Annotated in this window: 10 protein-coding genes; 5 read left to right on the top strand and 5 right to left on the bottom strand. The window is 70.7% G+C overall.

The genetic code is table 11. From position 1 onward, the window contains the following. From WBP48_RS07785 to WBP48_RS07775, 3 genes are all read left to right on the top strand, one after another. On the top strand, positions 1–1,151 hold a 1,151-nt coding region (locus tag WBP48_RS07785; RefSeq protein ID WP_424438536.1), incomplete at its 5' end, for a GAF domain-containing protein. Between the two features lie 32 nt (positions 1,152–1,183). Then, positions 1,184–1,438 (top strand): type II toxin-antitoxin system Phd/YefM family antitoxin, encoded by a 255-nt coding sequence (locus WBP48_RS07780; RefSeq protein ID WP_424438533.1) that lies wholly within the window; start codon positions 1,184–1,186, stop codon positions 1,436–1,438. Beyond that, entirely contained in the window at positions 1,435–1,833 is a 399-nt protein-coding gene (locus WBP48_RS07775; RefSeq protein WP_424438530.1) for a type II toxin-antitoxin system VapC family toxin, read from the top strand. The genes WBP48_RS07780 and WBP48_RS07775 overlap by 4 nt, the downstream gene beginning before the upstream one ends. Positions 1,834–1,851: 18 nt before the next feature. Here WBP48_RS07775 and WBP48_RS07770 read toward each other — a convergent pair whose 3' ends face one another. The 3 genes from WBP48_RS07770 to WBP48_RS07760 form a co-directional block, all read right to left on the bottom strand. Then, the gene (locus WBP48_RS07770; protein ID WP_424438527.1) at positions 1,852–2,319 is read right to left on the bottom strand and encodes a hypothetical protein; all 468 of its coding nucleotides are present in this window, start codon (positions 2,317–2,319) and stop codon (positions 1,852–1,854) included. Continuing rightward, a complete protein-coding gene (locus tag WBP48_RS07765) occupies positions 2,316–3,395 on the bottom strand; it encodes a lactate/malate family dehydrogenase (protein ID WP_424438524.1) in 1,080 nt (359 codons plus the stop codon). Before WBP48_RS07765 ends, WBP48_RS07770 begins: the two co-directional genes overlap by 4 nt. Positions 3,396–3,666: 271 nt before the next feature. Next, on the bottom strand, positions 3,667–5,193 hold the full coding sequence (locus WBP48_RS07760; RefSeq protein WP_424438521.1) for a S1C family serine protease: 1,527 nt from the start codon (positions 5,191–5,193) through the stop codon (positions 3,667–3,669). Positions 5,194–5,363: 170 nt separating this feature from the next. Between WBP48_RS07760 and WBP48_RS07755 the strand changes: the two genes are divergently transcribed. Beyond that, a complete protein-coding gene (locus WBP48_RS07755; protein ID WP_424438518.1) occupies positions 5,364–6,557 on the top strand; it encodes an NAD(P)/FAD-dependent oxidoreductase in 1,194 nt (397 codons plus the stop codon). 22 nt (positions 6,558–6,579) lie between these two features. On the opposite strand, the gene WBP48_RS07750 is transcribed toward WBP48_RS07755, so the two are convergent. Beyond that, complete coding sequence (locus WBP48_RS07750) at positions 6,580–7,956, bottom strand: FAD-binding oxidoreductase (protein ID WP_424438515.1); 1,377 nt, start codon at positions 7,954–7,956, stop codon at positions 6,580–6,582. 67 nt (positions 7,957–8,023) lie between these two features. Next, positions 8,024–8,677, bottom strand: coding sequence for a TetR/AcrR family transcriptional regulator (locus WBP48_RS07745; RefSeq protein ID WP_424438512.1), 654 nt, complete (start codon positions 8,675–8,677; stop codon positions 8,024–8,026). Between the two features lie 91 nt (positions 8,678–8,768). Here WBP48_RS07745 and WBP48_RS07740 point away from each other — a divergent pair. Further along, positions 8,769–9,778, top strand: a 1,010-nt coding sequence (locus tag WBP48_RS07740) for an FAD-dependent monooxygenase (protein ID WP_424438509.1), incomplete at its 3' end; no start/stop codon positions are given.

The following is a 9,778-nucleotide window of genomic DNA, read 5'->3' as shown; positions in this document are numbered from 1 at the left end:
TCGCCGACCTGGACGATCGCGCCCGGGCGCTGCGGCGCATCCATGATGCGGTGCTGAGCGGTGCACGTCCGCCCGAGTACCCGCGCCCTCTCGTCGCGCGGTCGTGGCAGCGGGCGATCAGCCTCGGGCTGCATCCGGATGCCGAGAACCGTCGCGGTCCGTCGCGCACCGCCGACATCGCCGCGCTGCGCGAGCGCTCGCCGCTGCGCGACGTCATCGGCGAAGTGCGAGCGGTGCTCACCGGGACCGCGGAAGCGGCGAACTACATCGTCGTCGTCACCGACGCGGACGGTGCGGTGCTGTGGCGCGAGGGGGCGGTGCGTACCCGCGCCGTCGCTGACCGCCTGGGGTTCGTCGAGGGCGCGCGCTGGACCGAAGACCGCGTCGGCACCAACGCGATCGGGACGACGCTCGCCGAGGCGGCACCGGTCGAACTGTTCGCCGCGGAGCACTTCGAGCAGCAGCAGCATCCGTGGTACTGCTCGGCGGCACCGATCCACGATCCCCGCACCGGCGAAGTCATCGGTGTGGTCGACGTGAGCGGTCCCGCGCGCACCCTGCATCCGGCGATCGGAGCGCTGGTGCGCTCGAGTGCGAGACTCGCCGAGGTCGCCCTGTGGAGCCGGCACGAGCAGCGCCTCGACCGGTTGCGGCGCTCGGCCGAGCACCTCATGCGCAGCGGGCCGGCGCTCATCGTCGACGACGACGGCTGGGTGGCGCACCACGTCGGAACGACGCCGCGTGACCGGGTCGCCGCCCCCGCGAGCGGGCGGCTCATCGCCATCCCGGGGGTGGGGATCTGCGTGCCGGAGAGACTTCCGGACGGTTGGCTGCTCCGCCCGGCGGGGCAGCGCGGACCGGTGCGGGCGAGGCTCGTCGGGAACGTGCTCGAAGTCTGGGGCGATGGCGAGCAGTGGACGGTCACCCTGACACCCCGGCACGCCGAGATCGTGCGGCTGCTCACCACGGCGGGCCCCGCCGGCCTCACCGCGGCGGAGCTGAGCGCGGCTGTGTTCGGCGACCGCGACCACGAGATCTCGGCCCGGGCGGAGGTGTCGCGGCTGCGTCGCGTGCTCGGCTCGCTCGTCGCCACCGCGCCGTACCGGATCGCGGACGGGGTTGTGATCGCGGTCGCGGATCCGTCGTCGTAGACGAAAGTAGATTTCACATCTATATTTGTGGCATGAACGCCATCTCCGTCGCGGAACTCCGTCAGAACCCCACCGAGGCGCTCGCGCGAGCCGAAGCGGGCGAGACGGTGATCATCACGCGCCATCGTCACCCCATCGCCAAGCTCGTCCCGTTGGACGAACCCGGCGTCACCCTCATCCCGGCGCGCAAACGGGGACCGGCGAATCTCCGTGAGGCTTTGGGCCCGCGGCCCTACACGACCGAGCAGGTCGAGGCGATTCTCCTTGAGATGGAAGAAGACAGGTGACCCGCTACTACCTCGACTCTTCGGTGGTTGCGGACGTCGTTCTCGTCGAGGGCCGGGCGGCCGAGTGGTTCGACGATCTGACTGGTGGTCCCGGCACGGAGATCGTCTCGTCACGACTGCTGCAGACCGAGCTGACGCGCACGCTGCGGCGGGCGGGGCGACCGCTGCACGAGCGCGCCGCCGTTCTCGACTACGTGAGTTTCATCCCCGTTACGGAGCAGATCTTCATCACCGCCGAAGCCATCACCGAACACACCAAGACGCTCGACGCCATTCACCTCGCGAGTGCACTCGCGGTGGGCGGGGATCTCGTGCTCGCCTCTCACGACGCGAACATGCTGCGTCTCGCAGGGCTGCTCGGTCTCACGACCGTCGATCCGGTGACGGCACCCTGACACACCGCGGCCGGGCGGTCACTCCCACACGGGTGGGAGCACGATCCGCGCGACGTCGTTCGCACCGGCGTCGCGGAACGCGTCGGTGACGTGCTCGACCGCGGCAAGGGAGCCGGTCACGATGGCGGCATGAGCGCCCACCGGGATCACGTCGGCATCCGCGTCGCGCGCCGTTTCGGCGATGGCGCCGGCATCCGCGGGAATCGTCGCGTGCGCCATCGCGCGCACGTCGGGATCTGCCGCGCTGCACACCCGCACCTCGCGGACGGACGCGAGGCGCTGCAGCGTGCGCATGAGCACGCGCGCCAGGCGCTCGGTGCCCGCGAAGACGAAGGCGAGGACGCCGCGGCCCTCGTGAACGTCGAGCGTGTTCACCGATTCGAAGCTCACTCCGCGCGTCGAGAAGCACTCGGTCGCCGCGGTGAGCGCGCCGGTGCGGTCGTCGACGATGAGGAATGCGACCCAGCGGTCGTCCATCGTGCTCACGGCGCCTCCCCGTCCACCCAGTCGGCGAGGGCCGCCTGCACCTGACGGTTCACCGCGGCCAGGAGCCGCTCCTCGTCGGGTGCGAGATCGTCCAGCAGCACCCGCGACCAGCCGTCGGGGCCCACGACGATCGGGACGCCCAGCGCACCGCGCACCGGCTCGCCCTCCAGCGAGATCTCGCCGTCGAGCCGGACCTGACCGGCGACGACGATCTCGCGGCCGTCGAGCACCGTGTCCACGAGATCGACCGTGGCCGCCGCCGTCGCCATCGCCGTCTTGGCGCCGCTGGTGTGCGTGAGGTACGGGCGGACGACGCCGCGGATGCCCGGCCGCAGCGTCTCGACCAGCGAGAACGCGGATGCCGGGTCTTCCGCCCCGAGCGAGACGAGCTGCGCCTTGGCGTCGGCCAACTCGGCCGCGAAGGTGTCCAGCGTACGGTCGCCGCGCAGCCGGTCGACGACGGCCTTGCGTTCGTCGACGTCCAGTCCCCGCAGCCGCACCGTCGACCACAGCGCGACGGCACCGTCGCCGTGCTGGCCGGCGACGAACCCGCTGACCCGCTGGCGACGGATGCCGAGCTCGGCGGCGATCTCCCGCCGGAACCGCAGGGTGTCGAGCCACGCGCCCATCCCGATCACGCGGTGCCGTCCGAGCGCGTCGGCGAGGACCCTGACCCCCAGCTCGACGGGGTTCGACACGACGATCACGACCTCCTGCCCGGTGCCGTTCGCGCGGAGCGCGTCGGCATACTCCCGGAAGACGGCGAGATTCCGACGAGCGAGCGAGTCGCGATCGATGGCCCGCGCGCGATCGGTCGGCACCGTCGCCCCCGCCGCGAACACGACGATGTCGGCGACCACGTCCCCGGGGGAGGACGCGACGTCGATGACGGGCGCATGCTCGTCGTAGGCATCGATGAGGTCCGCGCGCAGACCGTGCACGGCAAGGGCCGATGGCCCGCCCTGCCGCCCCACGAGTTGAAGTCGTGATGTCGAGCCGAGCACGCGCCGCGCGATCAGGTCCGAGCAGACTGCGCGACCCACATCGCCCGTCGCGCCGAGTACGGCGACATCCATGGCCCGATGCTACCCGCGTGTGCGTGCATGCTTTGACGCGCGGTGCCGTGACCCCCCGCGGCGTCCACTTGCCGAGTTCGGTCGGCTCGCGCGGGGCGGAGCGGCCGAACTCTGCACGTCGAGGGCCTGGCGGGTGCGCAGGCGGCGGATGCCGGGGAGGCGGCGGATGCCGCAGGCGGCGGATGCCGAGGAGATGGCGGATGCTGAGGACGAAATCCCGGCATCCGGTCCTCAGCATCCTGCATTCTCCTCAGCAACCTGCGGGGGCGGCCTAGAAGCCGGCCACGAAGCTCCCGATCACCCGGTCGATGGCGGCGAGATCGGCCTCCGAGTTCGCCTGCACGGCGACGGTGATCGTGTAGCTGCCGTCGACGGCTGTGGCCGCCACGAAGACGTATGCTGCGCCGACCCCGCCGCACTGCTCGTAGACCCCGAAAATGCCGACGTGCGCGCCGTCGTCGAACGCGTCGCGACCCTGCGGCGCGCAGTTGTCGGAGAGGAACACATCGGCGCGGTTCAGCAGCTCCTCCGGAGGGACGCGCGTGTCGGGGGATGCCGCGACCCACACTCCGGGCGTGTCCCAGCCTTCGGCGAAGCCGGCCATGTCGGGGGTGGCGATCACGCTGGCCCACGTGCCGTTCTCGTTCGTGTATCCGGCGCCGTCGAGTTGGTTCCAGGCGGCGGGGACCTCGACCCGGATGGCTCCGGAGTCGTCGGAGATCACGGTGTATTCGCCGTCGGCGACGGCGCTCTCGCCACCGCCCGCCCCGCCGATGACCTCGACGGGCGTCAGCTTCTCGCCGTTGAACTGCCCGCGGTAGTAGATGCCCTCTGCGGGTCGGTAGACGTCGACGTCGATGGTCGCGTCCTGACCGTGGGTGCGGAGCACGTCGCAGTAGTCAGCCAAGGTGCCGTCCCGTCCGAGCGTCACGCCCTGCATCTTGGTGACCAGGTCGCCCGGTTCGACGCCCGCGGCATCCGCGGGCGAGCCCGACCGCACGGAGCTGACCCAGACGCCCAACCCCTGGCCCTCTTCGTCCGTGATCGCCTGCGCGTTGATGCCGAGGCTCAGCACGCTGTCGCCCTTTCGCAGCTGATCGACGACGGCGAGCACTTCGTCGCGGTGGATCGCGAGGTTGGTGTCGTACGTGTTGTTGCCGGCGTAGTTGACGCCCAGGACGCGACCGTCGGCGTCGATGAGGGGACCGCCCGAGTTGCCGCCGCGGATGCGGGCGTCGTGCTCGATCACGGAGTCGAGGGATGCCCACGGCGTCTCACCGGGGGTGGATGCCTTCGAGACGATGCCGCGCGTCATCGTGAACGTGGGGTCGCCCAGCGGAAACCCCGCGGCGTACACGTCGATCGCCGTCTTGATGTCGTCCTTGCGCCAGTCGAAGTACGGGAAGTCGTCGCCCGTCAGCTGGATGACCGCCAGATCGAGGCACTCCGACGACCCGAGCACTTTCGCGTTGAGTGTCTTCGACGTATCGCCGCCGCGCCAGACGTCGAGGGTGCCCGCCCCCACCACGACGTGGTTGTTGGTGACGGCGACGCCGTCGGGGGAGATGAGGAATCCGGATCCGCGACCGGCTGCCTCGTATCCACCGGATTCGGGCGAGACGAAGGTGCCGACGGCCTCGATCTGGATCGTGGCGGACTGGACGTCCTCGAAGGTCACCGGGGTCGGGGCATGACCGGCTGCCCCCTGCGCGCAGCCGGTCACGAGGGAAGCGATGAGCGCGACCGCGCCGATCGTGGACAGGGGGCGCAGCGTGCGCTGCGGAGAGTCGATGTTCATGCCGCTCACGGTAGGAAGCGGCTCTTGCGGTGGCCTTTCGGCGCGGCTGCCCGGGCTTGCGCGGGGCTTTCATGCTTAGGCTGAGCCCGCGTGCGCACCGGCCGGCCGAAAGCTCCCCGAAAGCCGCTCGCGAGACGCTCGAACACACGTGACAAGCAAGGGAGCAGCCGATGGTCAGCAGATTGGCGTCGTCAGCATTCTCGGTCGTGATCGTCGGCGGCGGGTACGCCGGCATGATCGCGTCCAACCGTCTCAGAGCATCGCTCACGGCCGCGGAGCAGCAGCGCGTGCGGATCACGATCGTCAATCCGAGCGACCGCTTCGTGCACCGCATCCGCCTGCACGAGCACGCAGCAGGAGCGTCGGATGCGGTGCTGCCGCTGCGGTCGATGATCCACGACGACGTGGACGTCGTGGTGGGGCGGGCCGTCCGGATCGATACTCTCGGGAGAGCGGTCGAGGTCGTCAACGGCGGGGCGAGGACGACCATCGGCTATGACGGTCTCGTCTACGCGGTGGGATCGATGCCTGCGACAGCGGTCCCGGGCGTCTCCGAGCACGCGGTCGCGATCGGTGAGGTGGACGGGGCGGAGGAAGTTCGCAGAAGACTCTCCGCCGCTCGGACGCTGCGGGTCTGCGTCGTCGGCGGAGGTCCGATGGGCATCGAGACCGTGACCGAGATCGCCGAGGCCCATCCTCGGCTCGACGTCACGCTGCTGGCAGGCGGACGCCTCGGCGCAGGACTTCGTCCTGCCGCACGCCGGTCGATCCGCCGGGCGATGGCTCGACTGCGAATCGAGATCGTCGAGGGCATCCGCGTCGAGCGGGTCACGTCGAGAGGGGTGCGTCTTCGGGACGGAACGGAGCGTCGGTTCGATCTCACGGTATGGGCGGCAGGATTCGACGTCCCCGACCTCGCGGCAGCGAGCGGGCTGGCCGTCGACGACCGGGATCGCCTGTTGGTCGATCCGTCGCTGGTGAGCATCTCGAACGCTGCCGTCATCGGGGCCGGCGACGCGGTGCGTCTCCCCGACAGCGTCGGCGCCCACCTGCCGATGGGTGCTCGAGTCGCCCTCCCCATGGGAGGTGCCGCCGCCGATACGATCCTTGCGCACCTGCGTTCCGAGCCCGCGCCCAGCGTCTCGATCGGTCTGCTCGGTCCCTCCCTCAGCCTCGGTCGCCGACGCGGGTACATCCAAGTGACGCGTCGCGACGACTCGCCGTTGCCGATCGCCTTCACCGGGCTGCTGGGCGCGGCGATCAAGGCCTGGGTGTGCCGGATGACGATCGACGTGCCCCGGGCGGAGCGGGTCCGACCCGGGGCGTACAAGGTGCCGCCGGGGCCGAAGGCCCGCCGGGGCTGAGGGGGCGCCCCTCGGCGGCGGGTCAGTCGCCCACGAAAGGGAACCGCCGAGCGGGATCGTGACGGCGACGAACCTCACGAAGGCGCTCGCGCACCGGCTCCGGCCACGCGGTCGCGAGGGCCCACGGTCCATTGGCTGTGCCCACGAAGTTCACCTGCGTCGTTCCCGTCGCCCACGGTCGCAGCGCCGCGAACAGCTCCGCGATGATGGCCGGCATCGCCGTGTGGACGAGCGCAGGGATCGGTGCGCCGACGACGTGGAGACCGAACGGCGCTTCACGGCCGCTGACGGCGTTGTCCACGTCGGGCCGGTGTGCCAGCGCGCCGCCCAATCGACGCACCTCGACGGCGGCCAGCGGAAGCTCGACCGTCGGCCCCGCTGCCGACAGCAGCGCCTCCACGGTGTCGCGCCCGAACGAGTCCAGCAGGATGCCGCCGTCCGCAACGCCCATCGGGGTGACGGGATCGGAGTGGATCGCTCCGATCTGTGAGTACGGCATCGTGCCCACGGTGTCGATGAGGGGGATCGCCGCGGCCCGCATCGGCGCAAGAGCCGCCTCGGCCGACTCGGCGTCGCCGACGTAGGCGACCCGCAGGTGGGAGACGAACCTGCCGCGCAACGGCTCCGGCAGCTCGGGAGCCGGCGGAAGGCGGAGCATCGAGAGCGACGTCGTGAGCTCGTCCGGCAGATCGAGCGCCCATTCCGCGAAGGACCGCAGCACGTTCGGGGTGTCTTCCGCGCTGAAGTAGAGGCCTCCGCCATAGAGCGACGCGAGGGGGAAGAGGTCGATCACGACCTCCACGACGACGCCGAATCCACCCTTCCCGCCGCGCACGGCCCAGAAGAGGTCGTGGTTGAAGTACGGATCCGCGCGCACCAGGCCGCCGTCCGCGGTGACGAGGCTGACGGAACGCACGTGGTCGGCGGCGAACCCGAACGTCCGTGCCACGGGGCCGATGCCGCCGCCCATCAGGTATCCGATGACGCCGACGTGTGGAGCCGATCCGCACAGCGCGGCGAGGCCGTGCGGGGCCGTCGCCTCGAGCACGTCGTTCCAGGTGGCGCCGGCACCCACGCGCGCCGTGCGTGAGGTATGGTCCACCTCGACGAACGCGAGGTCGTCGGTGGCCATCGCCATCCCCGCGGTGACCGGGGCGAGTGCGCCGTGGCCCTTTCCGAGCACGTGAACGGGAAGGTCGTGGCGGTTGGCGAAGCCGACCGCGGTGATGACCTCCTCGACGGACCGGGGGGCCACCACGAGGGCGGGATCGTGGACGATCGCGGTGTTGAACCCGCTCAGCAGCGGGCGGAACTCGGCATCCTGGCGTCCGAACGCCTGGGGGAGGCCGGCCTCTCTCAGCTGGATGATGTGCCCGACATCGAGGTCGTGGGTCGACATGGATTCCTCTCCTTGGTAAGCCGACGTGTCGGTTACCTTTGTCTCCCGAGGACCTGTCGCCCGCCTTTCATCGTCCCGACGAGGACGGTGGCTCGCTCGCAAGGTCGGCCGCGGGGAGCCCGCGCAAGAACGCGGTGAGGATGCCGAGAGGATCGACCGAGATGCCGTCGCTGCCTGCGCGTACCGTCATCGAGAACACGATGCTGTCGGTGAGAATGACGAGATCCTGCACGTGCCGCTCGGTCGCGGCGACGCCGAAGCGCGCCAGCGAGGAGCGGGCGAGGTCGAGCGTCTCGCCGAGCAGCGGCGAGCGCGAGGTGAGAATGCCGCGCAGCGGTTCGCGATCGATGAAGTCGACGACCAGGGCGTAGCGGGCGCGCATGTCGTCCGAACGTTCGACGAGCCGCGTCACGAACGCCGCGAGCATCGTCGCGATCTGGTACACCCGAGCCTCGTGGTCGATATCGGGGGATGCCGACACCAGCACGTCGAGCAGCCACCGCAGGTCTCCCAGGCTCCGTTCCGCCAGGCGGCGCGCCACGAGCTCGAGCAGGGCAGCGCGCGTGGGCGCGTAGTACGACGTCGAGCCCTGCGGGAGCTCGGCGTAACGGTCCACCGCTCGGTGTGTGAGGGCACGCAGGCCCTCGGTCGCGATGAGGTGGATCGCCGCGTCGGCCAGCACTTCCGGTCGCGAACGTGTGGCGGGGGAAAGATCTTGCATGCACACCACTCTACAGCTGTATAGTCTCTACAGATGTAGCGATCTCTACGGATGTTGAGATCGCGAGCGGATGTCGAGAAGAGGGCGGGTCATGCGGGTTGCAGTGATCGGTGCGGGGATCGGCGGGCTGTGCGCAGCCATCGGGCTGCAGCGAGCGGGTGCCGACGTCGTCGTGCTCGAACGGGCGCCCCAGCTGCGGCCGGTGGGATCGGGCCTGTCCGTCTTCGCCAACGGGGTCGCAGCCCTCGAAGCCCTCGGGGTGGGGGAGGGGTTTCGGGACATCACGACGACGCAGCCGAGCATCCTGCGCGGGGGTCAACGACGTCCGGATGGCCGGTGGCTGGCCACGCTTCCCGCATCGTCGCTGGCGCACCTGCGGATCGTGCACCGCGCAGAGCTGCACGACCTGCTCGTGGCCGCCCTGCGGCCGGGGACGCTGCACCTCGGCGTCGAGGTGACCGGGGCCGACGCGGCCTCGGGGACGGTGACGACGAGCGGCGACGGGGATCTCGTCGGCGAGAGCTTCGATGTCGTCCTGGCGGCGGACGGCATCCGCAGCACTGTCCGTCGGTCGTGGCCGGGTGACCCCGGCCTGCGCTACGCGGGATACTCCACGTGGCGCGGCATCACCGAACGGCCGGTGGACCTTCGGTCGGCTGCGGGCGAGACGTGGGGGCATCGGCTGCGGTTCGGCCTCGCTCCGCTTCGCGATGGCCGCGTCTACTGGTTCGCGGTCGCCTCGATGCCCGCCGATGAGACGGTGACGGACGAGTTCGGCGAGGTGCGTCGGCTGTTCGGGCACTGGCATCCCCCTGTGCCGGAGTTGCTCGCGAACACGGTTCCGGACACCGTCTTCCGGTTGCCCATCAATGAACTGGCAGGGCCCCTCCCGACGTTCGTGCGGGGCCGGTGCGTGCTCCTGGGCGACGCGGCGCACGCGATGACGCCGGATCTCGGGCAAGGCGGTGGCCAGGCGATGGAGGATGCCGCCACGCTGGCGATCCTGCTCCGTCCGTTCGCCGCCGAGGAGTTCCCCGACCCGGCCGGGGTGGGCACTGCCCTGGCGTCGTACGATCGGCTGCGCCGCGCGCGCACCCAGCC

Source organism: Microbacterium sp., from assembly GCF_049661145.1.
Taxonomy (GTDB): Bacteria; Actinomycetota; Actinomycetes; order Actinomycetales; family Microbacteriaceae; genus Microbacterium.
The sequence above is the reverse complement of the archived record's forward strand: the minus strand, read 5'-3'. Positions and strand labels throughout refer to the sequence as shown.

Coding starts and splice junctions, on each gene's coding strand:
- WBP48_RS07780 (WP_424438533.1), top strand. CDS start 1,184: ATGAACGCCATCTCCGTCGCGGAACTCCGTCAGAACCCCACCGAGGCG.
- WBP48_RS07765 (WP_424438524.1), bottom strand. CDS start 3,395: ATGGATGTCGCCGTACTCGGCGCGACGGGCGATGTGGGTCGCGCAGTC.
- WBP48_RS07760 (WP_424438521.1), bottom strand. CDS start 5,193: ATGAACATCGACTCTCCGCAGCGCACGCTGCGCCCCCTGTCCACGATC.
- WBP48_RS07755 (WP_424438518.1), top strand. CDS start 5,364: ATGGTCAGCAGATTGGCGTCGTCAGCATTCTCGGTCGTGATCGTCGGC.
- WBP48_RS07750 (WP_424438515.1), bottom strand. CDS start 7,956: ATGTCGACCCACGACCTCGATGTCGGGCACATCATCCAGCTGAGAGAG.
- WBP48_RS07745 (WP_424438512.1), bottom strand. CDS start 8,677: ATGCAAGATCTTTCCCCCGCCACACGTTCGCGACCGGAAGTGCTGGCC.